Source organism: Streptomyces sp. ICC4, assembly GCF_003287915.1.
GTDB lineage: Bacteria > Actinomycetota > Actinomycetes > Streptomycetales > Streptomycetaceae > Streptomyces > Streptomyces tritrimontium.
Genome location: NZ_CP030286.1, coordinates 8,471,229 through 8,495,987 on the forward strand (window position 1 = coordinate 8,471,229; position 24,759 = coordinate 8,495,987).

The following is a 24,759-nucleotide window of genomic DNA, read 5'->3' on the forward strand; positions in this document are numbered from 1 at the left end:
AGCGCTGTAGCCGACGGGTCGATTCTGCGGCCCGCCGCGGCCCCGGACGAGGCCCTGCGCCGCGAACGGCCGGAACCCGCCGCTGCCCCGGGGCGGGCCCACTGGCCTACTTGTCGCAGGCGATGCCGTCGTTGTCGCGGTCGAGGTGCTTGCCGTAGCCGGGCTGGCCGCGGCGGATGGGGGCGGCGCCGGCTGCCTTGGCCTCGGTGCAGTTCTTGTAGTAGACGTCCTTCGGCCCCGGGGCCGAAGGACGTCTACTACAAGTCCGCGAGCGCGGCGCCGCGCCGTGGCGGCCCGAGGCACCCGTCACACCCCACCCCGCCACCGGCATCGGGCCCGCACAGGCGACACTGCTCGTCGCGGCGGGGACCGGTGAACCGGACGCGGCAGGGCTGGCCCTGGTCGGCCTCCAGGCCCGCCAGGCGGCAGGGGCCGACGCCAGGCCCAGCCCCCCCGGCGGCGCCCACCGGCCCGCGCTGCTGGCCCCGCCGCTGCTCGCCGACCCCGCCCGCCTGTCGGAGCCCGGCCCCGCCACCGCCGCGCCCCCGCCCCCGCCCCGCTCTGCCACGGCCGCGGCGACGCCGTCACCGTGCCCCCGCTGGCGGCCACGCCCGGGCCGTCCCGGTGGCTCGTGGCGCCCGACACCGGGCTGCCCTGGCTGCCCGGGCCGGAGGCCCTGCTGTGGGCGTTCGTCCGTGCCACCCGAGCTGCGGATATCGATTTTTCCGATCGCCGGTCGGGGTGCTAATGTCTTCCTCGTCACCAAGCGCCGCTAGCTCAGTTGGTTAGAGCAGCTGACTCTTAATCAGCGGGTCCGGGGTTCGAGTCCCTGGCGGCGCACAGACGGAGAAAGACCCCCACGGAAGTGGGGGTCTTTTTCTTGTGCCCGCGGGCGACCGGGCCGCGCGGCGGCCCCGGACGCCGCCTCGTTCTCGCCCGGTCTACGTGGTGATCTTCACCGTGTAGGCGCCCGACTGCGTGCGGTCCGCCACCTCGATCGTGATCCGCTCCCCCGGCACCGTGAACGTCTCCCCCACCTCCAGGGGCGCGTCCGCCAGCGGCGGGTACACCGAGCGGTCCCAGCACGCCTCGGTGTCCGGGTGCGCGTCCACGACCTCGATCGGCCCGCCGCCGGACGCCGCCTCGTTGCGGACGCGGTAGACGAGCACGCCCTCGGTGCACGTCTCCCCGTCGTTGCCGGCGGAGCCCCGCGCCTCGATCGCGATGACGCTTCCGGCGCCCGTACGGACCACCGCGAGCCGGGTGCCGCCCGTACCGCCCCGGGGCGGGGCCTCGGACAGCGGCTGGAGGGTGTGCAGGGAGGAGCCCGAGGGCACGCAGTCGACCTGGGAGGCGTCCAGCCAGCCCAGCTTCCACTTCTGCCAGGCGAAGAGGTCCGGGGCCATGCCGAACTGGCTGCCCATGACGTCCCAGTCGCCCACGTAGGTGTCCCAGTCGCCCTTGCCGTCCGTCGGCCGGTGGTAGAGGTCGGGCAGGTCGAAGACGTGCCCGGTCTCGTGCGCCAGCACGTTGCGGTCCGGCGGGTGCTTCTCGAAGACGGTCACGATGCGGCGCAGTTCCGTGCCGTCCGCGCTGATCGGGCGGTCGAAGTTGACGACCTTGGTGGCGTCCGAGTCGACCCCGGGGGCCTCCGGGTCGGCGACGAAGTACACGACGTCGTACCGGGCGAAGTCCACTTCGGGGTCGGCCGCGGCGACGGCGTCGCGCAGGTAGGCGGCCCGGTCCGCGGGAGCCCAGTCGCGCTGTATCCCGTAGGCGGTGGACGGCTTCGGCATCTTGGTCCAGCGCTTCTGCGGGTGCGGCGCCAGCCGGAACCGGCCGTACGAGGCCTGCTCGAAGAACTCGCTGGTCGCCGGGAAGTAGTCGCCCGTGAGCTGCTCGGTGGTGAGGGTGGTGCGGTGGTCCGGGAAGGAGAGGAAGACCATGACCGCGTTCAGGGTGCGCTCGGGCTTGGGGTAGGCACCGTTCCAGCTGTCCAGGCCCAGGGAGTGGTGGGCCGCGGTGCGGGTCAGCGCACAGGGTCCGGCTCCGGGTGCGGCGACCGCCGGGCCCGCGACGAGCGACATGGCGGCGAGCGCCGAGAGGGAGGTGAGCGCCGCCGCCGCGGTCCGCATGTGGGAGCGGTCCACTCCCCCGGGTGTCTGCTGTCGCGGCACATCGACCTCCGGTGGTGGATTGATCCCTCTTCATCCACCTTGGGGCGATTGTCTGATTAATGCCTGTTCCGCTGCCCCACACGAGTGAGGACTAGGGCAAGCCGGTGACGCGGGGGTTCACGCGGCCGCCTACAGAACGTCACGACCGATCAGGTCGGATCAGCAGCGGCCTCCGCATGCTCAGAGACGTGCGGAAACGATCACGCACCCTCGGGCCGACGCTCCGTCATCACGCGTAACTCCCGCGCCACGAACGGCGACGCCGCTGGATAGGGCCGTCCGGGAGCCTCTATGATCGGCACACTTTCCTGCACGGACACCCACACGCACTGCGGGAGCCAACGGTGAGCGGAACCTCAGAGGGAACCGGTTCGGCGGCCGACAACATCCGATCGGCCATGACACAGCGTCATCCGGGACCGTCGGCGACGGCCACCCCGGACCGGGCCGACCACCAAGCCGACTACCGGGCCGCCTTCGACGCGGCCCACCTCGCCATGGCCGTCGTCGACCGCTCCGGCCACGTCGTCTGGGCCAACGAGGCCCTGGCCGGCATGCTCGGCGCCGAGCCGCGGGCCCTCGCCGGGCGGTCCGCCGCCGACCTGGTGGACCTGGCCTCCGAGGCCCGCACCTGGCAGGCCTACCAGGAGGTGCTGCGCGGGCGGCAGGCCCGGCTGCGCTGCACCCGCCGGCTCAAGCACCCCGACGGGCACTCGCTGTGGACCGAGGTCACCCTCGGGCCCGTCCCCGGGACCGGCGACGTCCTGCTGTCCGTCGCCGACATCAGCGACCGGCGCGATCTGCAGGCCCGGCTGCGCCATCTCCAGATGCACGACCCGGTGACCCGGCTGCCCAACCGGGCGCTGTTCTTCGAGCGGCTCTCCGCCGCCCTGGAGGTCTCCTCGTACGAGCAGGGCGGCACCGGCCGGATCGGGCTGTGCTACCTCGACCTCGACGGGTTCAAGGCCGTCAACGACACCATGGGCCACCGGGTCGGCGACCGGCTGCTCGCCGCCGTCGCCGCCCGGCTGACGCGGTGCGCCGACCAGTCCGGCTACGGGCGCGCCGGCGGGCACCTCGTGGCGCGGCTCGGCGGGGACGAGTTCGCCCTGCTGGTCGAGGACTCCACCGGCACCGAGGAGCTCTCGGACCTGGCGCGGAGCGTCCTGGCCGCCGTACAGGAGCCGTTCGACCTGGCCGGGCAGCGGCTGTCGGTCTCCGCGTCGATCGGGGTGGTGGAGCGGGTGGCCGACGGGACCTCGGCGACCGCGCTGATGCAGGCCGCCGACACCACGCTGTACTGGGCCAAGGCGGACGGCAAGGCCCGCTGGACCCTCTTCGACCCCGAGCGCAACGCGCACCGCATGACCCGCCAGGCCCTGTCCTCGACCCTGCGGCCGGCCGTGGAGCGGGGCGAGTTCACGCTCGAGTACCAGCCGCTGGTGGACCTGGAGAGCGGGGTGGTGCGCGGGGTGGAAGCCCTGGTGCGCTGGAAGCACCCGCAGTTCGGCGTCCTGACGCCGAATCGGTTCATCGGGATCGCCGAAGAGGACGGCTCCATCGTGCAGTTGGGGCGGTGGGTGCTGCGCACGGCGTGCCGGCAGGCACGGCGCTGGCAGATCGAGCAGCCCAGCGACTCCCCCGTCTTCGTGTCCGTCAACGTCGCGGTGCGCCAGGTCTGGGACTCCGACCTGGTGGGCGACGTGGCCGAGATCCTCGCCGAGACCGGGCTCGCCCCGCAGCTGCTCCAGCTGGAGCTGACGGAGTCGGCCGTGATGGGCTCGGCCGGGCGGCCGCTGCAGGCCTTGCAGGCGCTGAGCGACATGGGCGTGCGGATCGCCATCGACGACTTCGGCACCGGGTACTCGAACCTCGCCTACCTGAGCCGCCTGCCGGTCTCGGTCCTCAAACTGGACGGCTCCTTCGTCCGGGGCTTCCGCTACGAGGAGGGCTCCCATCCGAACCCGGCCGACGAGACCATCGTCGAGGCCCTGGTGCAGCTCGCGCACCGGCTGGGCCTGACGGTGACGGCCGAGTGCGTGGAGACGGCCGGCCAGGCGGCCCGGCTGCGCCGCGTCGGTTGCGACACCGGCCAGGGCTGGCTGTACTCCCGGGCGGTGGCCCCGGAGCTGATCGCCGAGATGATCGCCGCCCGGCCCGTCGGCCCGCTGCCCTGACCGCCGGAACACGGCCGCCCCCGCCCCGGGAAGGGGGCGGGGGCGGCCGGCGCTCGGCGCGGGGTGGCGTGTGGGTTCGGGGCGTGGGGCGTGGGAAAGGGGATAAGGATAAGAGACAGAACTCGCCCAACTCGAGACGGAAGAGGACCAACTCCAGACGGACGTCGCCAAGGCCGACGCTCGACTCGTCGAAGCCAAACGAACCGAAGAACAACTCCAGGGAGTCTGGCAGCACGCCTGGGGCGAACACAACGGCCACAAGCAGCGCCTCACCACTGCCAAGCTCGAACTGGACGCCGCAAAAAAGGAACTCAAAGACCGTCGCAGCACCATCGCCGCCCTCGAACACCAGCGCACCAAGGCAGCCGCAGCGCAATGGCAGAATCTGTGGGGCAAAACACTCGACGAGGCAATCCACCGGCTGGCTGACATCCCCGATCAGCCCCAAGCCCCTCGACCCGCGGCACTGCGCCGACAGGCCGAGCACGCCCTGCGCCGCGCCTACGAGCGCTACGGTGTCGACGGCGACCCCGACGCGGACGTGGGCGAAGATCTACGCGAAGGCGACAAGATGGCACGCCTTTTGGCCGATGCCGAGCCCGGCGAGCCGCCGTCCCGCTCCTTCGCCGACGCGGCCTACCCGCTGGAGAACCGGCTGGCCGGCCACCGGGAGCAGGACGACGTGGCGGCAGCACGCATCACCCGCGACCGCCGGACCCGGGAGCAGGCGATCGAGGAGCTGGACGCAGTCGGGGCCACGCGCAGGAACGCCTTGGAGACCATCCAGGACATGATCGAGAATCACCTCGAGGGTCTCTTCAGCCAGATCGGCGCGGCCTTCAACGACCTCGACCTGGGCAGCGGCAGCTTCGGTGCCAAGCTCGAGCACCGTAGCGTCCGCCCCCAAGGGGCTGGCGACTGGCACTGGCAGGTCACCCCGCGCTGGAAGCGCTCCCGCACCGGCGGATACGTCTCCTACCGGGAGAACGCCAACAGCGCCCAGGTCAAGGTGCACGCCATCCTGCTCGTTCTGGCAGCCCTCCTCGCCGACAACCAGAGCCGCGGACGCGTGCTGATCCTCGACGAACTCGGCAACAGCCTCGGCGAGACCAACCGCAAAGACATGCTCGCAGCCCTGCGCGACGTCGCCCGGGACCAGCACCTGACCATCCTCGGCACCTGCCAGGACAGCGTCCTGGCCGATGCCGCCGACGTCTGCGGCGAACTGCTTTGGTTCACCCACGCATCAGCCGCAGACATCACCAACCAGCCCACCACCGTCTGGGCCTTCGACAGCAACGGCGAACGGACCCGACTCACCGAAGAGTGGATCATTGCAGGACGCTCCCATGCCTGACCCCGCCAACAGCCCTCCGCTCCTCGTCGGCGAAGCATACGGGCGCGAAAGCGTCCCGCTGCGCGACCTACCCCCGGGTGTCATCGCGGTAACCCTGCCCCGCGTCATCAAGGACGCCGACGACGTCATCCACGTACGTGTCCCCAAGGACCGCAAGCAACGCATCAAACCCCGCCAAGTCGACCTGGTCGCCAACCACCCGGTCAGCCCCTATGACCCACCACCCACCCTGACGACCCGGCAACTGGCCAAAGTCCTGGAGACGAAGAGCACCAAACGCTGGTCCACCATCGAGGCCGCCCTCGGCGACAACGCCTGGCAGGTCACCGTCGACCTCATCCGCTGCGGCGCCGTCATCCTGCGCTGCGACGTCGTCAACGTCACCGGCTACAGCCCCCGCTCCTGGACCCTGACGCATTCATGGGCAGAGCTCGCCGAGGACAAACTCGCCGAACTCAAAGGCCGCTCCCACCCGGAAGACCTCCACAGCGAACTGCTCCACCTGATGTCCGACATCCCCCAACTCGCCGCCGAGAAGCAGCTGCTGGCCGACACGCCACCCGGTCGCGTCCTGAAGGTCCCCGAGGGGACAGCCACCCGCGCCGAGGACTGGCGCGTCTACGAACTCGCTGTCCGGGCCGCCAGCACCTGGTGGCCCGCCCAAGGCCAGCCCCGCAAGATCACCGCGAAGGAACTCGCCGGCCGCAGCCTCCGCGACACCAAAAGCACGTGGACCCCCGCACGGCAGCAGGCCTTCTCCAACCTCATCGGCGTCCCCTTCGACCAAGCCGTGGACAAGGCCGACACCGACCTGCGCATCCGCGGACCTCTCCAGTGGCGCGTCGGCACCGTCATCGCCGACACGGCAGCCTGCGACCCCTGGCTCTCCCTCCCGGCCCGCGGCGTCCACACCCTCGGCATGATCTCCTGCGACGCCCGAGGCCTGTTCATCGTCGAGAATGAGGACACCTTCGAACAGATCTGCAAGATCCCGGAGATTACCGACACCTGGCTGTGCGTCTGGGGCAAGGGCTACGCGACCAACGGCCTCGTCGAACTCCTGCGCACCCTCGACGGGCTCCCTCTCGTGGCATGGGGCGACCTCGACGCCCACGGCATCCGCATCATCAGCAACCTCGCCGACCGCGTCGCAAGGCCCGTCACCCCGATCGCGATGACCGTCGACCTCTACCGCGCCGGCGTCAAATACTTCCAGCCCCCGGAAAAGCTCGCGGGCAACCGCGAACTGGCGATCCAGCTCGCCCAAGAAGCCCTGCCGGCCCTGCGAGACCTGGCCGGCGAGATCGCCCGGACTGGAGGCGAAGGCTGCGAGCAGGAGACCCTCTACGACGAAGTCCTGCCCGCACTGCCAGGTCTGCTGGAAGCGGTGCTCCTGTCCGGCATCGGGTGACCACGGCACGGAGCCGAAAGCGACGAATGCAGCACGGACCCTGGTCCGGTGAAGCCGGAGGGCATCCGCCAAAGGGGCCGCGCCCTCGACAGGCCGCCATGCCCACTCTCGTGAAGCCCCGGCCTGTTCGAGAAGTCGTGCGAGGTGTGCGCGCAGGTGCCGCGCCCCGGCGGCCATCACCGGATCGAAGCGGCCGTCCTCGATGTGGCGGCCGGTCAGGCGGTGGTGGCCGCGGGCGCCGACGAGGAGCGGACGTGCCCACGCCGGAACCGCGTGCAGGCTGCCGGCGGTGCCCGGGACCGTATGGCCTGGCCGCGGAGACGTCGCCGCTGATGTCGATGTCGCGTACGGACCGCAGCCCGACCCGGCCTCGGGCGTGACCCCGAACGCAGGGGCCGGCCGGATCCGTTGCGCGGTGGCGGTGGCCCCGGGCCAGTTGGTGCGGATGCGGGGCGCGATCGAGGACGGCCCGGCAGGCCGCAGTGGTGGGTGCTGCCCGTCCGAGGCCGGGGCGACGTCGGCTGCTGCGGGCGGAGAGGCCGATGCCTAGTTCACCATCACCCTCGTCCTGCACCCCCTCTCCGGCCGCGGCGACGCCTCGGCCATCCCCCTGGAAGCCGGCCGCCCGTGCGTCCTCACCTCCCGGCACCGCCACGCCTGCATCGTCGTTGGACGAGGTGCGGGCGAGGGTGACGGTTTCGGGGTAGGTGACCAGGTCGCGGGCCAACAGCGTGGCGGAGGCTGTTCCCGGCTGGTTGAGGTGGGGGTTGGCCGTGGTGAGCTGGTGTAGTCGGTGGTGCCAGCGGGTGGGTGAGGTGTTGCTGGTGGTCGTACCAACGGGTGGTGACCGCGCGCTATGGTCCAGGTGGTCATGGCCCGGGAGTGACGCTGGAGGCGCTGGTGGGCATGGGGCGCTGCGGTGAGTTCGGGTATCGCCTCAACGTGTAGGGGTGTGTGGAGTCGGGGGTCGGGGGCGGCTTGCTGATGTTGTGGGCAGATGAGCCGGTGCCAGGGCCGGTGGATCCACGTGGTCAGGGTGGTGCCGCGGCTGTGGCGGCCGACGCACAGAGTGCAGGCGGGTACGGCCTGGTGTTCTCTTCCCACGGGTGTCCAGATCGCGGTGGCCGGGCCTGTCCCGGTACCGGGTGGCGGGCTGCCGTGCTGGGTCAGGTGCGGTAGGGCGTGGGCGATGTGGTCGGGCGGGATGCCGGCCATCGTGGCCACCTGGCGGACCGCAGTGGAGGAGAGGGTCAGGTCGGCCGTGGGTGGGGTGCCGTGTCCGTGGACGGTGATACCGAGGCCGTCGAGGAGTTGGGGCAGCGGCCGTACCCGGAACACCCCCGGCGCCACGGAGGGAAGCCGCACCAGCCACGCGTGCGCGACGGGATCACTGGGCGATGCCGCGATCCCGGCCGGTGCCCCACCGGTGCCGGGCGAGCGCACGTGGCCGGGGCCGGCACGGGCGGTCCGGCGGGCGGCGCGGGCGGTCCGGCGGGCGGCGGGGAGCGGCCGAAGCCCGCCGCCACGGGCTCGTCGGTGTGGTCGTTCGAGGTCGTGCAGCAGGCGGCGCCGAAGCAGGCGTGAGCGTGGCAGGGGCCCGGAGCGCGCGCTCCGGGCCCCTGCCCTTTCGGGCTCTCACCGCACGTGCGGGCTGCTCGGCTCGGCCCTCAGCCCTCGGCTCGGCCCTCAGCTCCAGAAGGCGTCGGCCTCGTCGATGTCCTCGATGCAGACGTCGAGGTCGCTGATCTTCCCCGCGACGATCGTGAAGAAGATGCCCTCGTGGATCTCGATCCCGCGGTCGCCGCGGTCCGCGCGCGTTGTGTGGAAACTCATGACGTGGCCGCGGCCGTCGGCGAGCAGTTTGTCGAGATGGAGCCGCATGGTGCCGTTCGTCTCCTCGCCGAGTCGGCGGTAGAGGTCCAAGACGGCTTCCCGCCCCTTGTGGTGTCCGGAGATGGGGCTCGTGCCCGGGACGTGCTGGATGACGTCGGCCGTCATCATCGTGCTCAGCTTCTCCATGTCGCCCTTGCCGAAGGCCTCGTAGCCGCGGCGGATCAGGGCACAGTCAGGATGCTCCGACATGACGGTTCACGCCCTTCATGTGTACGGTTTGCCCTTTTTCCTATCATCGGCCCGGGCCTGTGGATATTCCAACGCGGGGCAGCCCCGGCCCGCTCCACAATGACGCCATGAACAGCGACGAGACGAACACCACCGCCACGACGAGGACGACCACGGGCACGAGTCCGGGCACGGACACGGACACGACTACGGGCACGGAAGCGGGAACGGGCACGGGCACGGGCACGGAAGGGGGAACGGGAACGGGCGCCTGGGAGGTCGTCACCGAGGCGTTCACCACCGCGGACGCCACACGGCTGCGCCGCGCGTACTACGCGGAGGTCGCCGGCCGGTACTGGGAGCGGTCGGTCACCGAGGCCGAGATCGACCAGGGGCTGCTGGACTTCCCGGACGACGAGCTCGCGGCGCCGACGGGCCGGTTCGTCGTCGGCAGACTCGGCCGCGAGGCCCTGGCCTGCGGCGGCATACGCCTCCTCGACCCGGCCACCGCCGAGCTCACCAGGGTGTATGTGGACGGGCGCGCCCGCGGCACCGGCGGCGGCGCGGCGCTCCTCCGGGCACTGGAGGAGGCCGGCCGCGAGCTCGGCGCCGAGCGCGTCCGGCTGGACACCCGGTCGGACCTGGTGGAGGCCCGCGCGCTGTATGCGCGCCACGGATACAGCGAGATACCCGCCTACAACGCGGGGCAGTATGCGGAGCACTGGTTCGAGAAGCGGCTGGCCTGACCGGTCACGTCGCGGAGTGGTCCCGGCGCGGCAGGGCCTCGTAGGGCTCCTCCGAGGCGGATCCGCAGAGCTCCGAGTTGATCTCCGCGACCAGCTCGGACAGGTCGGTCGGCCGGTCCGGGCCCCACCAGTCGCCGAGGAGCTCGCCGAGCGACTCCTCCCGGGCGGCGGACAGCTTCGCCGCGTTCTCGCGACCCTTGTCCGTGAGGAGCAGCGACAACCCGTCGCGGACGGCCAGCCCGCGCCCCTCGATCTCGCGGGCCGCGTCCGTGACGGCCTTCAGCGGCACCATGGTCCGCTCGGCGACCACCGCGGGATCGACGGATCCGTACCGGTTGATCCGCAGCAGCATCCAGCTGGAGGCGGGCAGCAGGTCGTAGCCGGCCTTCGCGGTGATCTTCTCGTACACGTGCTTGCGGCCCTGGAGGGTGCCGAGCACCGTCAGCGCGCGGGCGACCTCGTCGCGGGAGGAGCGCTGGACGGGGTTGGAGGCGAGGGTCTCGCTGACGTCGGGCGCCGTCACCGAGCCGCGCAGCTTGTCCTCCTTGAGGAACCAGGCCACGACGAAGGCCACCAGCACCACGGGCGCCGCATAGAGGAAGACGTCGGTGATGGCGGTGGAGTAGGCGTCCAGCACGGTCGGCTGCAGGTCGGGGGGCAGGCTCGCGATGGCGCGCGGATCCGCCTCCAGCCGGGCCGCGTCCATCCCGGGCGGCAGTGGTACTCCGGCCAGCGCGGCGGCCAGCTTGTCGTCCAGCCGGTTCGTGAAGATCGTGCCGAAGATGGCCACGCCGAAGGAGGCGCCGATGGAGCGGAAGAAGGTGGCACCGGAAGTGGCGACACCCAGGTCGGCGTAGGTGACCGAGTTCTGCACCACCAGCACGAGCACCTGCATGACCAGTCCGAGGCCGGCGCCGAAGACGAAGAAGTAGACGCTCATCTCCCAGGTGGAGCTGGTGCGCTCCAGTTGGTGCAGGAGCAGCAGACCGATCGCGGTCACGGCCGTGCCCGCGATCGGGAAGACCTTCCAGCGCCCGGTGCGGCTGACGATCTGGCCGGAGCCGGTGGAGGTGATCAGCATGCCGAGCACCATGGGCAGCATGTGGACGCCCGACATCGTCGGCGAGACGCCCTGGACCACCTGGAGGAAGGTCGGCAGGTAGACCATCGCGCCGAACATCGCGAAGCCCACCACGAAGCTGATCACCGAGCAGAGGGTGAAGGTGCGGATCCCGAACAGCTTGAGCGGGAGCACGGGCTCCGCGGCCCGCCGCTCGATCAGGACGAAGGCGATCAGCAGCACGGCGCCCAGCACGGCCAGCCCGATGATCTGCGGGGAGCTCCAGCCCCAGGTCCCGCCGAGGGAGGCCACGAGGACGAGACAGGTCGCGACGGAAGCGATGAGGAAGGTGCCGAAGTAGTCGATGGTGTGCTTCTCGGAGCGCACCGGGATGTGCAGGCTGGCGGCGATGACGACGAGCGCGACGAGACCGATGGGGAGGTTGATGTAGAAGACCCAGCGCCACGACAGGTGGTCCACGAACAGTCCGCCGAGCAGCGGACCCAGCACACTGGTCGCCCCGAAGACCGCACCGAAGAGGCCCTGGTACTTGCCGCGTTCGCGCGGCGGGACGATGTCTCCGACGATCGCCATCGACAGCACCATCAGACCGCCGCCGCCCAGGCCCTGGAGCGCGCGGAACCCGATGAGCTGCGGCATGTCCTGCGCGAGCCCGCACAGCGCGGACCCGATCAGGAAGAGCACGATGGCGTACTGGAAGAGCTTCTTGCGCCCGTACTGGTCCCCGAGCTTGCCCCACAGCGGTGTGGCGGCCGTCGAGGCGAGCATGTAGGCGGTGACCACCCACGACAGGTGCGCCATGCCGCCCAGGTCACTGACGATCGTCGGCAGCGCCGTCGACACGATCGTCTGGTCGAGCGCGGCGATGAGCAGCCCCAGCAGCAGTGCGCCGATGGAGACGAGCACCTCACGAGAGGCGTGTTCGGCACTCGGGCCGGATTTCCGCGGGTCGGGCTCCGTGGTCACGTCCTGCACCATCGGCTCCTCCTCAGGCCTGATCGACAACTCCATCCTGAGTGGTGTGTCCCGTTATGGCCTGTCGGACGGGTTGGGAGTGCTTCCGCGGGTCTGCATAATCGCAGGCAGTGGCCAGGGGAGGGGTACAAGTGAGCGCTGACCGCTGTACGGAATGCGGCGCCGTGGGAGACGGGTGCGGATGCCCGCAGGGGTTCGAGCCCCTGCGCGTCCGCCCGTACGTCACGCTGCCCGACCCCGGTCAGGCCGAGGCCCGGCCACCGCGAGGCGGCCCGGGGGCCACGCGGCAGCCCCACCCCGCCCGGGCGGCCGCCCCGCCACCGATACCCGAGGCGCACACCCCGGCGTACGGCACACCCGTGGCCTCCGCGTCGCCGATGGCTCCGGCGGGTTCCTGGCCTGACGAAACGATGCAGCTGCGCCCCGTGCCGCCCGTACCGCCGTACGGGGCACCGCCGCGCCGCCGCATGCGCCCGGTGCTGATCGCCGCGTCCGCGGTGGTCGTCTTCGGCGCGGCCGCCCTGGCCCTGACGGCCTTCGCGGGCTCCGCGGAGCCCGAGACGACCCTTCTCGACGCGAAACCCTCCTCCCCCGTCATCAGCCTGACCGAGGTGGCCCCCTCGCAGTCCTCCGCGAGCGCCAAGCCGAGCCCAGCGTTCCCTGAGGGGTGAGGATGGGGCGGCCTCCCACGGCTGTCAAGGCGTCACGTCACCTCCCGGAAACACCGGCGCCCCCGGTTCGTCCACCGATGGAGCGTTCTCTCAGCGCCGACAGCCCCCGCAGTGAACCGGGTTGACCAGGCGCAAGACCCCGCCGGAAGCATTCCGGTCCACCGGCCCCCGGCAACGTCCGCCGCCGCGCCGTCTGTTGACAGCCGAACGGGTCGGGGCCACCATCGCGGGAGAACGCTCCCGCACGGGCCGGCCGTCCGATCCGGCGGCCACGCCGAACGGAACGGGCCGGTATGAGAAGACCAACGCTGGAAGTGGTCGCCGCGCGGGCGGGCGTGTCCAAATCGAGCGTCTCCCGCGTCGTCAACGGGGAGGCGACGGTCGCGCCCGAGATCCGGGACGTCGTCATGCGGGCCGTGCGCGAACTGGGCTACGTCCCCAACGCGGCCGCGCGCAACCTGGTCACCCGCCGCACCCACGCGGTGGCCGTGGTCGTCTCCGACCCGCCCCAGGGAGTGGTCTCCGACGATCCCCTGTTCTCCACCGTGGTCCGCGCCGTCAGCAGGGAGCTCGAAGCCGCCGGCAAACAGGTCGTGCTCATGCTCGCCGAATCCGACGCGAGCCGGGCCCGGGTGGAGCGGTACGTCGCCGGCGGCCACGTCGACGGGGTCATGCTCGTCGCCCTGCACGGCACCGACCCGCTCCCGGCCGCGCTGGCCCGCACCGGCCTGCCGACCGCCTCGTTCAACCGCACCGCCGCCCGGGACGTGCCGTACGTGGAACTGGACAACGCGGCCGGCGCGACGCTCGCCGTACGCCACCTCCTGGAGCGCGGGCGGCGCCGGATCGCCGCCATCACCGGGCCGCTCGACCTCTTCGAGGCCCGCGAGCGCCTCGACGGGTACCGCGACGCGCTGCGCGACTCCGGCCGCCGCTCCATCGTGGCGCTCGGCGAGTTCACCAGGGCCTCCGGCGCCGAGGCCATGCGCCAGCTGCTCGAAGACGATCCCGCGCTGGACGCGGTGTTCGCGTCCAACGACCTGATGGCCATCGGAGCCCTGCGCACCCTGCGCGAAGCGGGCCGCCGGGTCCCCGAGGACGTGGCCGTCGTCGGCTTCGACGACATAGAGGCCGCCGCTTACACCGCCCCGGCACTCACCTCCGTACGCAGCCCGATGGCCGACCAGGCCACGGCCACGGTCCGGCTGCTCCTGGGCCTGATCGAGGGCGGCCCCAAGGACCCGGTGGTGATGCCGAACGAACTGGTGATCCGCGAATCGTCCTAGGTCGTGCCGGCGGAACCCGTCACGTCGCGCACGTGCCGCAGGCCCGGTCCCGCGAGCACCTCGTGGAGCTGCTGGAAGACCTGCCGGGCGCCCACCGCGTTCCAGTCCGCGGGGAGCAGCTCGGCGGGCAGGCCCGGGTCGAGGTAGGGCAGTCGGCGCCACTCGGTGAGCATCGGCACGTAGTGCCGGAACGCCTCGGCGGCGTCGATGCCGTCCTGCCGGGCGAGCCGCGCGGCGACCGGGGCGTACGCGCCGGTGAAGGTGGCGTACTGGGCCTGGATCGCGGGGAAGTCCCACCAGGAGCTCACCGCCTCCGGCAGGTCGCTGAACGCCGCGTAGTCGGCGGCGGCGAACAGGTGGACGTACTCGCTCAGCCCGAGCCGCACCAGCATGTCGCGCGCGTCCTCCAGGAGCCGGCCCGGCGCCAGCCACACGCCGGGGGCGATGTTGCCGAAGCCGAGCCAGGTCAGCCGGGTGCGCAGCTGGTAGCGGTGGGAGCGCTCGGACTCCGGTACGGAGAAGACCGCCATGGCCCAGCCGTCCGCCAGGTCCGCCGGCTCCAGGCTGGCGAAGATGCGCCGGTCGCCGGCGTCGAAGACGGGGTGGACAGCCGGGCTCAGCCGGTAGCCCGTGGCACCGCGGCGCTCCGGCTCGAGAACGCCCTTCTTCTTGAGCCGGGAGATCGCGGAGCGCACGGCCTGGCTCTCCACGCCGAGTTCCGACATGAGCGTGATCAGGTCGGCGACGGAGATCCAGCCGCCGCTCCCGCGCACGAATGCCCCGTAGACCGTACTGATCAACGAGCTGGGCCTGAGGGGGCTGTCCGACATGATCACCTTCCCGTGGTGTGCGGTGGTGATCCTACCGAGCGGCGGCGCGGGCGGGCCGCCCGCGGTCACCCCGCGGCAGCCGCTCCCGGCGCCCCCGGTGCCAGGGGCGAGTGCGCGTACGCGCCGGAGAGGAGGTGTCCGGCTCCGGGAGACACGGCGGACAGGTCGAGGGCGCGCAGCATCTGGTGGGCGGTGCAGACGGCCGCGGAGACCACCGGCTTGCCCAGCAGCTGCTCGGCCTCCTCGATGGCGCTGAGCGAGGGCATCTGCACACAGGCCGACAGGACGACCGCGTCCGCGTCGGAGTGGTCCAGGGCGCGGGCCAGGCCCGGAAGCCTGGCCGGGTCGTGGGCGGCCACCTCGAGGTTGTCGGGGATCTCCAGGGCCCGGTAGTCGAGGACCTCGATCCCCTCGTGGGTGAGGTAGTCGACGACGGTCTGCGTGAGCGGGCGCATGTAGGGGGCCAGCAGGGCCACCTTCCTGGCGCCCATGGTGTGCAGCCCGTGCACCAGGGCTCCGGCGCTGGTGACCACGGGGGCGGGGGCCCCGTTCTCCACGGTCCGCGCGTGCAGCCGCTCCTCGGAGGCGCGGTGGTAGCCCAGGCCCATGCTCATGATGGCCACCAGGCAGGCGTAGCCGAGTACGTCGACCCGCGCGTCGGAGAGTTCCGCGGCGCAGCGGTCGGAGTCGGCGTCCATGGCCCTGAGCTGCTCCGGGGTCACGTGGGTCATGCGCATGCGGCTGGAGTGGAAGGTGAAGCGCTCGTCCGGCGCGGTCTCCATCCGGGCGCGCAGGATCGCGGGGACCTCGGTCTCCATGGTGACGTTGGAACTCGGCACGATCTGGCCGATGCGGTAGGTACGGGGCGGCACGGGTACTCCTCGGTGGTCTGGTGGCGATCGGCGGGCGGAGACCGACGGGCGCCGGCGGGGCCGATCGGGGTCAGCGGGCGTCGACGACGGGGTTGGCGAGGGTGCCGATGATCTCGACGGTGGCCTCGACGGTGTCACCGGGCACGAGGAACTCGGGCGGGACCATGCCGGCGCCGACGCCCGAGGGGGAGCCGGTCGCGATGACGTCGCCGGGCTCCAGCGTCACGCCGGAGCTGATGTCGGCGATGAGCCGTGCGATGGGGAACAGCATGTGGCGGGTGTTCGACTTCTGCTTGGTGACCCCGTTCACGCGCAGTTCGAGGTCCAGGTCCATCGGGTCCGGGACCTCGTCGGCGGTGACGACGGCCGGGCCGAAGGGGGCGTAGGAGTCCTGCCCCTTGGAGAAGAACCACTGGCCCGAGCGGCGCTGGTCGCGGGCGCTGATGTCGTTGACGATGCTGTAGCCGAAGATGTGGCCGTACGCCTCCTCCTCGGTCACCCGGAAGGCCGTCTTCCCGATGACGACGGCGAGTTCGCACTCCCAGTCCAGCTGGGTCGTCAGGTCGGCGTTGTGCAGGATCGGCGCGCCCGGTCCGGTGACGGCGGTGGCCGGCTTGCTGAAGAGCACCGGACGCGGGGGCAGGTCCTTGTCGGTGTCCAGGCTCCGGCTGGACTCCTCGACGTGCTCCACGTAGTTCAGGCCGACCCCGATGATCTTTCCGGGGCGCAGCGGGGCGCGCAGGGTGACGTCCTCGAGCCGGTGGACGGCCTCGGCGGGCCGACCGGCCGGGTCGCCGTCCAGCAGGCGGGCGGCGCTCTCGCGGGCGGCGGCGCCGGCCCGGACGAAGGAGAGCAGATCGCCGGGCAGTTCGACGCCCGCGTGCCGGGCGAGGACCGCGAGGTCGTAGACCAGGCCGTCCACCTGGGCGCCCAGGCGGTCGGCGTTGTCGGTCGTTCCGGCGGGCGTGTACGTCACCAGTCGCATCGGTGGCTCCTAGAGGGGAGAAAGGGGGTGGGGCACCCTCCTCGCCTCCACCCTCACGCTGGTCTCCGCGCCGGCCGCGGGCGCCGCGGAGACCCTGCTCTCCCAGGGCAAGCCGGCCACCGCCTCCTCCCAGGAGGGCGAGGGCTACTCCGCGTCCGCCGCCTTCGACGGGAACCTCACCGGCACCCGCTGGGCCAGCCAGTGGCGCGACGCCGAATGGATCCAGGTCGACCTCGGCGCGAGCCGCGGCCTCAGCCGCGCCGTCCTCACCTGGGAGGGCCCGTTCGGCAAGAACTACGAGATCCAGGTCTCGGACGACGGGACGAACTGGCGCACCGCCAAGACCGTCACCGGCAGCGACGGCGGCACCGACGAGATCGCCCTCTCCGGCAGCGGCCGCTACGTCCGGATGAACGGCCTGGTCCGCTCCGGCGGTTACGGCTACTCCCTCTGGGAGTTCCAGGTCTACGGCACCACCTCGGGAGAGCCCCCGGCCCAGGGCGCCGTGCGCGTGGCCGGCTCCCAGGGCAACTGGCAGCTGACCGTGGGCGGGCAGCCGTACACCGTCAAGGGCCTCACCTGGGGTCCGTCCTTCGCGGACGCCCCGAAGTACATGCCCGACGTGAAGTCCATGGGCGTCAACACCATCCGCACCTGGGGCACGGACGCGTCGAGCAAGCCCCTGCTCGACACGGCCGCGGCGAACGGGATCCGGGTCATCAACGGGTTCTGGCTGCAGCCCGGCGGCGGCCCCGGCTCCGGCGGCTGCGTCAACTACGTGACGGACGCGGCGTACAAGAGCAACATGCTGACCGAGTTCGCGAAGTGGGTGGACACCTACAAGTCCCACCCGGCCACGCTGATGTGGAACGTCGGCAACGAGTCCGTCCTCGGCCTGCAGAACTGCTACGGCGGCACCGAGCTGGAGGCGCAGCGCAACGCGTACACGACCTTCGTGAACGACGTCGCGAAGAAGATCCACTCCATCGACCCGGACCACCCGGTCACCTCGACCGACGCGTGGACCGGCGCGTGGCCGTACTACAAGCGCAACGCCCCCGACCTCGACCTGTACTCGATGAACTCCTACGGCGACATCTGCGGCGTGCGCCAGGACTGGGTGGACGGCGGCTACAACAAGCCCTACATCATCACCGAGACGGGACCGGCCGGCGAGTGGGAGGTGCCGAACGACGCGAACGGCATCCCCGACCAGAAGACCGACGTCCAGACCGCCGAGGGATACACCACCGCCTGGAACTGCATCACCGGTCACCAGGGCGTGGCCCTGGGAGCGACGATGTTCCACTACGGCATCGAGCACGACTTCGGGGGCATCTGGTTCAACCTGCTGCCCGACGGCCTCAAGCGGCTGTCGTACTACGCGGTGAAGAAGGCCTACACGGGGTCGACCGCGGGTGACAACACGCCGCCGGTCATCAGCAACATGGTCGTCGACCAGGCCTCGCAGGCGCCGGCGGGCGGCGAGTTCACCGTCCGCGCCAACATCAGCGACCCGCAGAACGACCCGCTGACGTACAAGATCTTCCTCAGCGGCAACTACGCGAACGGCGACAAGCGCCTGGTCGAGGCGCAGTGGCGCGCGACGGGCAACGGGACCTTCGCGGTCACCGCGCCCGAGAAGCTCGGAGTCTGGAAGGTGTACGTCCAGGCCGAGGACGGCCGCGGCAACGCGGGCATCGAGACCAAGTCGGTCAAGGTGGTCACGCCGCCCGTGAGCGGCACCAACGTGGCGCTCAACAAGCCGACCACCGCCTCCTCCTTCCAGGCGCAGTACGGTGACTGCCCCTGCTCGCCGGGCAACGCGACCGACGGCAAGGCCGGTACCCGCTGGGCCAGCGACTGGGCCGACCCGCAGTGGATCCGGGTGGACCTCGGCGCCTCCACCGCGATCCGCACCCTTCAGCTGGTCTGGGACCCCGCCTACGCCAAGTCCTACGAGGTGCAGCTCTCCGACGACGGCACCAACTGGCGCACCGTCCACACCACCACGACCGGCAACGGCGACATCGACACGATCAACGTGTCGTCGACCGCCCGCCACGTGCGGCTGAACCTGACCGCGCGCGGCACCGGATGGGGGTACTCGCTCTACGAGTTCGGCGTCTACAGCTGACCGCGACCCGTACGCCGGCGCGGTACTGAACGCGGAGCACCGGTCGACCTGACCCGGCCGGCCCTCCGTACCGGCCCGGCCGCCCCGTCTCGATGACGGGGCGGCCGGGCCGCGGTGGCGTGTTCGGGGCCCGAACTCGGCCGGATCCGGCGCCCGTACGGCTGTCGCGGCCGCGGTGGGCGGGGCTACCGTGGCGGCACTGCGCGGGGACGGCGAAGGGGGAGGGTCTTGCTGGACGGGGCGATGGTCGCGCTGGCGGCTTCGGTGGGGTCGGGCGTCGTACAGGCCGCCGGGACCGATGCGTGGACGGCGGTGCGCAGCGGGCTGGCCCGGCTGCTGGGCCGCGGGGACGGGCGACAGGAGAGCGCCCAGTTGGCACGCCTGGACCGGACCGCGGCGGACCTCGCCGCGGGCGGGCCGGCCGGTGACGGGCCGCAGGGCTCCGCGGGCGAGGAGCGGACGAGGCACGGCGCTGCCTGGCGGACCCGTGTCGAGGATCTGCTGGAGCAGTTGGAACCGCGCGAGCGGGCGGCTGCCGCGGCGCAGCTCCGCGCGCTGCTCGACGAGGCCGCGCGGGCCGTGGGCCCGGTGGCCGGCGGCGTCACGGGAAACGTGTTCCACGACCAGGCGGCGGTCCAGACCGGGGACGGCAACGTCCAGGTGAACCGGTTCGACTCCCGCCCGTGACGGGCTCCGGGCCCGGCGGGGGTGACGGGGGTGGGTGACGGCCCGCGCGATGAGGGCCACCGCGAGGACACCTTCCACCGGCCGGCCGGGGTGCAGCGCGGCAACGAGAACGTCCAGGTCAACATCCACGAGCACCGGACCCGGACGGGCGTCATCTCGGCCTGCGCGGTCGCGCTGGTGTGCGTGGCCACCCTGATCGCCGTCCGGGTGGGCGGCGACGGCCCGGGCACGGACGACGCCGGGCGTCCCGCGGAGAGCTCGACCACGGCGCCGGGCGGAGCGCCGGGCACGGCTCCGGGCACGGCTCCGCCGGGCAGCGCCGGGGCGGACGCGTCGGTGCTCAGCGGGCAACTGGTCAACGGCGACAGCGGGTTGTGCCTGCGCGTGCCCGGCGTCGAGGAAGGCCTCGTACCCGTGCAGGACTCTTGCACCGGCGCCGCGGACCGGACCTGGACGCTGGCCACGCAGGACGGCGGCGCCACCCGCACCCTGCGCAACGCGCACAGCGGCCGGTGCGTGACGGTGGAGGGCCTGGAGAACTTCGCCCCCGCGCGCCAGTTGGCCTGCACGGGCCGGCAGGACGGACTGCGCTGGCAACTGCTGTGGGGAACCGGCGGCCGGGCCGGGCACTTCGTACTGCGCAGCACCGGGAACGCCAAGTGCCTTGTGGTGCAGGGTCACGAGCCGGCCCACCCGGCGCAACAGGCCTCGTGCGGGGAGGAGTACGCCGACCAGTGGTGGCACCTCGCCCCCTGAGCCGGGCGGGCGGGCGGACAGGCAGACGAGCGGACAGGCAGACGAGCGGACAGGCGGACGGACGGTTCAGACGCCGGCGAGGAACTCCCGCACGGCGGCCGCGAAGCCCTCCGGGTCGCCCAGCGCGACGAAGTGGTCGGTGTCCAGGGGCCGGTACGTCGTCCCGTGGCGCCGGCCGACCATGTCCAGCGCCTGCTCGGCGGGCAGGACCTGGCTGCGCAGGCCGTGGACCAGCAGGGCCGGGCAGTCGGTGGCGAGCCACTGCTTCCAGTGGTCGCCGTGGACGAGGTCCTCGGAGTCGACGGTGTCCCCCGGGTGGAAGGGCAGGCGCCAGCCGGATCCGTCGGGCAGCCGGCGCAGCGCCGGAGCCACGACCGGGGCGAGGGGGCCGCAGCCGGCGAGGAGTTCCTCGCGGGTGGGGGCGGTGTAGGGGAAGTTCAGCACGACAGGGGCAACTGCAGGAGGGGTCCGACGGGCCCGCGGGGTCCGGCCGGCGCCACCGGCCCGACGGGCCCGCGCGGTCCACAGGGCGAGCCCGGCACCCCGGGCACCCCGGGCACCATGGGTCCGGCCGGGCAGACCGGTGCGCCGGGTGCGGACGGTGCGCCGGGCGAGCCCGGCACCCCGGGCGCCATGGGTCCGGCCGGGCAGACCGGTGCGGCCGGCACCCCGGGCACCCCGGGCGCCGCGGGTCCGCCTGGGTCGATCGGTCCGATGGGGCCCGCCGGTGCGGACGGTGCGCAGGGCGAGCCCGGCACGCCCGGTGCCCCCGGTGCCGTGGGTCCGGCGGGGCCCGCCGGTGCCACGGGGCCCGCCGGGAACGCGGTCCACGTCGGCGCGAGCGTCTACGCCCGCGCGAACCAGGCCATCGCTCGCAACACCGCGGTCCAGATCACATTCGACGGCGTCACCTACGACACGGACACGATGTTCGACGCGCCCACGTCGACCCTGGTCGTCAAGACTCCTGGGCGCTACCTTCTCCGGGGAGTGCTGTCCTGGCAGTTCACCGAGGACGTCGACAGGGGGCGCGAGCTGTTCATCAACGTCAACGGAGATGCCGTCGCCTACGACGTGCAGGACACGGCGGACCTCGGGGACAACTTCAAAATCTCGCAGGACGTGTCCACGATCGTTCCGCTGAACGCCGGTGACGTGATCTCCCTCCACGCGGCCCATTCCACCGCGTTCGCCGCGTCCTCGCTGGGCCTGACATCGGCGGACGGCCGGAACCTGGCCCCCCTGCTTCAGGCGGAGTTGCTCGCGCCGTAGGAGTGGGAAAGGGAGCATGGTCGTCCACACCGCGGTTCCCCTCGGCGGCGAAGGCGCCGGGGGCCCCGGGCGCGTCTGGTACGCGTCCTACGGGTCCAACATGCACTTGGACCGGCTCGCCGCCTACATCGGCGGTGGGCGGCCGCACGGCGGCGCGCGCACGTATCCCGGCTGCCGGGACCGGCGCGCGCCCGAACGGTCCATCGCCGTCGAGCTCGCGGGACGCCTCTACTTCGCCACCGAATCCCCGGTGTGGACCGGGGGCCGGGGCTTCTACGACCCGACGGCGCCCGGCCGCACGCGGGCGCGCGCCCACCTCGTGAGCGTGGGCCAGCTCTCCGACATCGCCGCCCAGGAGATGTACGAGGAGCCGGGCGCCGACCTGGACCTGACCGCGGTCCTGCGGCTGGGGCGGGCCGAGTTGGGGCCGGGACGCTACGAGACGCTGATCTGCCCGGGGACGATCGGGGGCATCCCGTTGCTGACCTTCACCGCTCCGTGGACCCTCCGGGACGTCGAGCCGCTGATGCCGGCCGCCGCCTACCTGCGCCACCTGGCCGGCGGCCTGCTGGAATCGGGTCCCTGGGCGGAGCCGGACATCGCCGACTACCTGTCCTCGTGTCCCGGCGCGTCCGGGAACTGGACCCCGGCCCACGTCCTGGAGCTCCTCACGGGAGGCTCGTGCCGCTGAGGCCCGCGGCCTACGCCCGGGGGATCGCCCGGTGCCAGAGCAGGCGGGTGGGGTGGGGGACCGCGGTGGTGACGTGGAGTTCGGCGTCCAGGCCCAGGACCGCCGTCGTCGTGGCGCCGCCCGGTTCCACGGTGCCCGCCGGGGCGCCCGCGTACAGCATCTGGGACTCCGTCCACGCGGGCGGGCCGCCGAGGCCCGTGGTGCTGACGGTGCCCGAGTCGGCCCGGCCCGACAGCACGCGGCCCGCGACGCCGACCGCGCCGTAGCCCGCCCGGCCGCCGGCCTCCGCGATGCTGGAGACGGCCGGCTTCGCGGTGCCGGCGCCCGCTGTGACCAGGGTGGTGCGCACGACCCCCGAGTCGGGGCGCCGGAAGTACAGGCGCACGCCCGCCGCCTCCGGGGCCGCGGTCAGCGGGACGGTGGTGGCGGGGAGCCCGGTCGGGAAGGGCCCGGCCAGCGGGGCGCCCGGGGCGGGCTGGATCCAGGCGAGCACGGACTGGGTGGTGGCGACGTAGAGGTGGCGGCGCCCGGCGGCGTCGGTGGCCGTGACCGGGTCGCTCTGCAGGTCGCTGCCGCCCAGCTGCTGCCAGGGGGCGAAGGTGCCCGAGGGCTGCTGGACGCGGGCGAGCAGGGTCCGGCGGGAGTCGCGGACGTACACGGTCAGCCGGCCGTCCTGGTCGGCGGCCGCCGAGGGCGCGCTGATCGCCGAGGTGCCGGCCTCGTCGGTGGTCTCCGGGGTGCCGAGCGAGACCCACTCCCCGAACGGGCCGCCGGGCACGGACTGGGCGGCGTAGACGATCTCGCGCCGGTAGTCCTGCGGCCGCTCGCCGAAGACGGTCCGGACGGCGAGGACGGCGACGCGCCCGTCGGGGAAGCGGGCGGTGGTCGCGCCCGGGTCGATGCCGGTGCCCGGCAGCAGGTCGGGGCCCTGCCAGGCGGCCGCGGGGCCGGTGCCGGGGCCGCGGGTCCAGACGGCCATCTGGCCGTCGAGGGCGGCGAAGGCGTACAGCCGGCCGGTCGTGCCCTGCACCAGCCAGGAGGCGTTGTCCCCGCGCGCGTAGCGCAGCGACTGGGCCCAGTTGTGGCCGCTCGGGCTGCCCGCCACCTTGCGGTCGCCGCAACCGGAGGACGAGCCGCAGTAGTTCTGCTTGTCGTGCCACGCGTAGGTCTTGAGGTAGCCGATCTTCGTCTCGGCCGTCTGCGGGTCCAGCGTGTGCGGCAGGGTGCCGTTGTGGTAGCCGAGGTAGCTCTGGACGGAGAAGTGGGGCCGCTGCCCGACCGGGACCCGCGCGGCGTACGAGGCCGCTGCGGCCTGCGCGAACCGCGCCCCGAACATGTGGTCCTGGTGGTCGGTGTACCGGCCGCTCTCGGCGTACCGCCCCGGCGTCGGGTCCTGCATCCGTATCGTCGTCGGCTTGTACCGCTCGAAGATCCCGGCTATCGCCGCTATCGCCTGGTCCTTGGTGTACGTGAACGACTGCTTGACGGGCGTGCCCGCGGCGAACTGGGGGCCCAGCGCCGGTATCCGGCCGTTCCACAGGCCGTGCAGGCTGTCCGGGGTGTCCGCGACGGGGGCGCGGGCCTCGCGCATCTGCAGCCACACCAGGTTGACGTGCGGCTTGGCCACGAGGACGTCGAGCTCGGCGTGGCCGCCGCCGGCGGTGGGTATGACCGAGCGCTTCCACGCGCTGGTGCGGTCGCCGGTGGCCATCTCGGCGTAGGCGGAGCGTATGCCGTTCTGCCGGGCCTCCGAGTAGTGGCCCCGGTCCGCGGGCTGCTCCGGGTCCTTGGCCGCGCCGCCGTTGGCCTCGTTGCGGCCGTCGGCCTCGCCGGAGGTGAGGTACACGGTGGTGAGCGGGGTGCCGGTCAGCAGGGAGCGGCTGAGGTCGGGGTTCATGAAGAACAGGTCGTCGTCGGGGTGGGCCGCGACCTGGACGACCGAGCCGGCGGTGGTGCTCGCCCGGAGGGCGGCCGGGTCCGTTCCCGAGGAGGCTTCGGCGGCCGTCTGCTGGCCGGAGGCCACGGCGAGCGCGCCGGTGACCCCGATGGTGAGCATCGGGACCACGGTCGCGAGGAGGAAGCGTCGGCGGGAAACGGGCATGGGCACGCCTTGGTGTCGTTCCGGCGGGAAGAGCCTGTGAGCAGCCGGTCGGTCGGTGTCGGTCAGTCAGTGAGAGGCCATTCCCGGCAAGTTGGTTCACCGGTTTCGCCGATGACTTCTTCGTTTCCTTGACTGACCGTTCGTGATTGTGCCGTGCATGATCTTCGTGTGTGGATGTGACCGGTATCTGGACGGTATGCGGAGGTTGTTCCTCCGGACCGCGCACCCACCCTGCACCAAAAAACGCCCCCATAGCGGCTGTTCGTCGGATCAGTCGCCCATCCGATGACCGGTGCCCTTTGTCACCCCGCCCAACGGCCTGTCTCTTATCAACATCTGACGCTGCCGACACGCGATTCTCTGTGTATTCGGGTGGGCGGGCGTGTTGGCGTCGCCGGAGGCCACGGCCTCGTCCAGCCACTTCACGGTGCGGGGCGGTGGCCGCCCTTCCGTACGGAGGATTCGCTCATGCGGCCGATCATGCCA

19 protein-coding genes, 1 tRNA gene and 3 pseudogenes are annotated in these 24,759 nt (G+C 72.3%); 14 read left to right on the forward strand and 9 right to left on the reverse strand.

Annotated features, from left to right (window positions below; translation table 11 throughout):
• Positions 1-106: 106 nt before the first annotated feature.
• A pseudogene (locus DRB89_RS45540) lies at positions 107-229 on the reverse strand (excalibur calcium-binding domain-containing protein); the annotation flags it as partial.
• A gap of 330 nt (positions 230-559) precedes the next feature.
• Here DRB89_RS45540 and DRB89_RS45545 point away from each other — a divergent pair.
• Together DRB89_RS45545 and DRB89_RS39790 are read left to right on the forward strand one after the other, a co-directional pair.
• Positions 560-776 (forward strand): annotated as a pseudogene (locus DRB89_RS45545) (hypothetical protein); the annotation flags it as partial.
• Positions 767-840, forward strand: a tRNA-Lys gene (locus DRB89_RS39790). The pseudogene DRB89_RS45545 and the gene DRB89_RS39790, both read left to right, overlap by 10 nt.
• 101 nt (positions 841-941) lie before the next feature.
• Here DRB89_RS39790 and DRB89_RS39795 read toward each other — a convergent pair.
• The gene (locus tag DRB89_RS39795) at positions 942-2,177 is read right to left on the reverse strand and encodes a M6 family metalloprotease domain-containing protein (protein ID WP_112452812.1); all 1,236 of its coding nucleotides are present in this window, start codon (positions 2,175-2,177) and stop codon (positions 942-944) included.
• Between the two features lie 344 nt (positions 2,178-2,521).
• Here DRB89_RS39795 and DRB89_RS39800 point away from each other — a divergent pair, with 344 nt between their 5' ends.
• The 4 genes and pseudogenes from DRB89_RS39800 to DRB89_RS39815 form a co-directional block, all read left to right on the forward strand.
• Positions 2,522-4,354 (forward strand): EAL domain-containing protein, encoded by a 1,833-nt coding sequence (locus DRB89_RS39800; protein ID WP_112452811.1) that lies wholly within the window; start codon positions 2,522-2,524, stop codon positions 4,352-4,354.
• A 571-nt stretch (positions 4,355-4,925) separates the two neighbouring features.
• Positions 4,926-5,711 carry a hypothetical protein gene (locus DRB89_RS39805; protein ID WP_162688923.1) on the forward strand — a complete coding sequence of 262 codons (786 nt, stop codon included), beginning with the start codon at positions 4,926-4,928 and terminating at the stop codon, positions 5,709-5,711.
• Positions 5,704-7,122, forward strand: a complete 1,419-nt coding sequence (locus DRB89_RS39810) for a Wadjet anti-phage system protein JetD domain-containing protein (RefSeq protein WP_112448465.1) — start codon at positions 5,704-5,706, stop codon at positions 7,120-7,122. The genes DRB89_RS39805 and DRB89_RS39810 overlap by 8 nt, the downstream gene beginning before the upstream one ends.
• Before the next feature lie 1,482 nt (positions 7,123-8,604).
• Positions 8,605-8,706: pseudogene (locus tag DRB89_RS39815) on the forward strand (antibiotic biosynthesis monooxygenase); the annotation flags it as partial.
• A gap of 102 nt (positions 8,707-8,808) precedes the next feature.
• Here DRB89_RS39815 and DRB89_RS39820 read toward each other — a convergent pair.
• A complete protein-coding gene (locus DRB89_RS39820) occupies positions 8,809-9,204 on the reverse strand; it encodes a nuclear transport factor 2 family protein (protein ID WP_112452477.1) in 396 nt (131 codons plus the stop codon).
• Positions 9,205-9,500: 296 nt separating this feature from the next.
• On the opposite strand from DRB89_RS39820, the gene DRB89_RS39825 reads away from it, so the two are divergent.
• A complete protein-coding gene (locus DRB89_RS39825) occupies positions 9,501-9,929 on the forward strand; it encodes a GNAT family N-acetyltransferase (protein ID WP_239516936.1) in 429 nt (142 codons plus the stop codon).
• Positions 9,930-9,933: 4 nt separating this feature from the next.
• Here DRB89_RS39825 and DRB89_RS39830 read toward each other — a convergent pair whose 3' ends face one another.
• Positions 9,934-11,988 carry an MDR family MFS transporter gene (locus DRB89_RS39830; RefSeq protein ID WP_112452475.1) on the reverse strand — a complete coding sequence of 685 codons (2,055 nt, stop codon included), beginning with the start codon at positions 11,986-11,988 and terminating at the stop codon, positions 9,934-9,936.
• A gap of 128 nt (positions 11,989-12,116) precedes the next feature.
• On the opposite strand from DRB89_RS39830, the gene DRB89_RS43450 reads away from it, so the two are divergent.
• Positions 12,117-12,656, forward strand: a complete 540-nt coding sequence (locus tag DRB89_RS43450; RefSeq protein ID WP_162688924.1) for a hypothetical protein — start codon at positions 12,117-12,119, stop codon at positions 12,654-12,656.
• Positions 12,657-12,949: 293 nt separating this feature from the next.
• A complete protein-coding gene (locus DRB89_RS39840) occupies positions 12,950-13,942 on the forward strand; it encodes a LacI family DNA-binding transcriptional regulator (RefSeq protein WP_112452792.1) in 993 nt (330 codons plus the stop codon).
• Here DRB89_RS39840 and DRB89_RS39845 read toward each other — a convergent pair.
• From DRB89_RS39845 to DRB89_RS39855, 3 genes are all read right to left on the reverse strand, one after another.
• Entirely contained in the window at positions 13,939-14,772 is an 834-nt protein-coding gene (locus DRB89_RS39845) for a PaaX family transcriptional regulator C-terminal domain-containing protein (protein ID WP_112454366.1), read from the reverse strand. The genes DRB89_RS39840 and DRB89_RS39845 overlap by 4 nt on opposite strands.
• A 65-nt stretch (positions 14,773-14,837) precedes the next feature.
• On the reverse strand, positions 14,838-15,590 hold the full coding sequence (locus DRB89_RS39850) for an Asp/Glu racemase (protein WP_112454368.1): 753 nt from the start codon (positions 15,588-15,590) through the stop codon (positions 14,838-14,840).
• A gap of 124 nt (positions 15,591-15,714) precedes the next feature.
• Complete coding sequence (locus DRB89_RS39855; protein ID WP_112452793.1) at positions 15,715-16,629, reverse strand: fumarylacetoacetate hydrolase family protein; 915 nt, start codon at positions 16,627-16,629, stop codon at positions 15,715-15,717.
• A 58-nt stretch (positions 16,630-16,687) separates the two neighbouring features.
• Here DRB89_RS39855 and DRB89_RS39860 point away from each other — a divergent pair, with 58 nt between their 5' ends.
• The 3 genes from DRB89_RS39860 (at position 16,688) to DRB89_RS39870 (ending at position 20,209) form a co-directional block, all read left to right on the forward strand.
• Positions 16,688-18,766, forward strand: a complete 2,079-nt coding sequence (locus DRB89_RS39860) for a discoidin domain-containing protein (protein ID WP_112463695.1) — start codon at positions 16,688-16,690, stop codon at positions 18,764-18,766.
• Between the two features lie 228 nt (positions 18,767-18,994).
• Positions 18,995-19,453 (forward strand): hypothetical protein, encoded by a 459-nt coding sequence (locus tag DRB89_RS39865; RefSeq protein WP_162688925.1) that lies wholly within the window; start codon positions 18,995-18,997, stop codon positions 19,451-19,453.
• Positions 19,454-19,483: 30 nt separating this feature from the next.
• Positions 19,484-20,209: an RICIN domain-containing protein gene (locus DRB89_RS39870; protein WP_239516615.1), complete on the forward strand. Its 726-nt coding sequence runs from the start codon at positions 19,484-19,486 to the stop codon at positions 20,207-20,209.
• Between the two features lie 66 nt (positions 20,210-20,275).
• Here the strand turns inward: DRB89_RS39870 and DRB89_RS39875 are convergent, their stop codons facing one another.
• The gene (locus DRB89_RS39875) at positions 20,276-20,653 is read right to left on the reverse strand and encodes an alpha/beta hydrolase (protein WP_112463696.1); all 378 of its coding nucleotides are present in this window, start codon (positions 20,651-20,653) and stop codon (positions 20,276-20,278) included.
• Positions 20,654-20,770: 117 nt separating this feature from the next.
• Here DRB89_RS39875 and DRB89_RS39880 point away from each other — a divergent pair, with 117 nt between their 5' ends.
• Together DRB89_RS39880 and DRB89_RS39885 are read left to right on the forward strand one after the other, a co-directional pair.
• On the forward strand, positions 20,771-21,481 hold the full coding sequence (locus tag DRB89_RS39880; RefSeq protein ID WP_112452808.1) for a collagen-like protein: 711 nt from the start codon (positions 20,771-20,773) through the stop codon (positions 21,479-21,481).
• Positions 21,482-21,497: 16 nt separating this feature from the next.
• Positions 21,498-22,172, forward strand: a complete 675-nt coding sequence (locus DRB89_RS39885) for a histone deacetylase (protein WP_112452807.1) — start codon at positions 21,498-21,500, stop codon at positions 22,170-22,172.
• A 10-nt stretch (positions 22,173-22,182) separates the two neighbouring features.
• On the opposite strand, the gene DRB89_RS39890 is transcribed toward DRB89_RS39885, so the two are convergent.
• Positions 22,183-24,273 carry a PIG-L family deacetylase gene (locus tag DRB89_RS39890; protein WP_112452806.1) on the reverse strand — a complete coding sequence of 697 codons (2,091 nt, stop codon included), beginning with the start codon at positions 24,271-24,273 and terminating at the stop codon, positions 22,183-22,185.
• Positions 24,274-24,759: the final 486 nt, after the last annotated feature.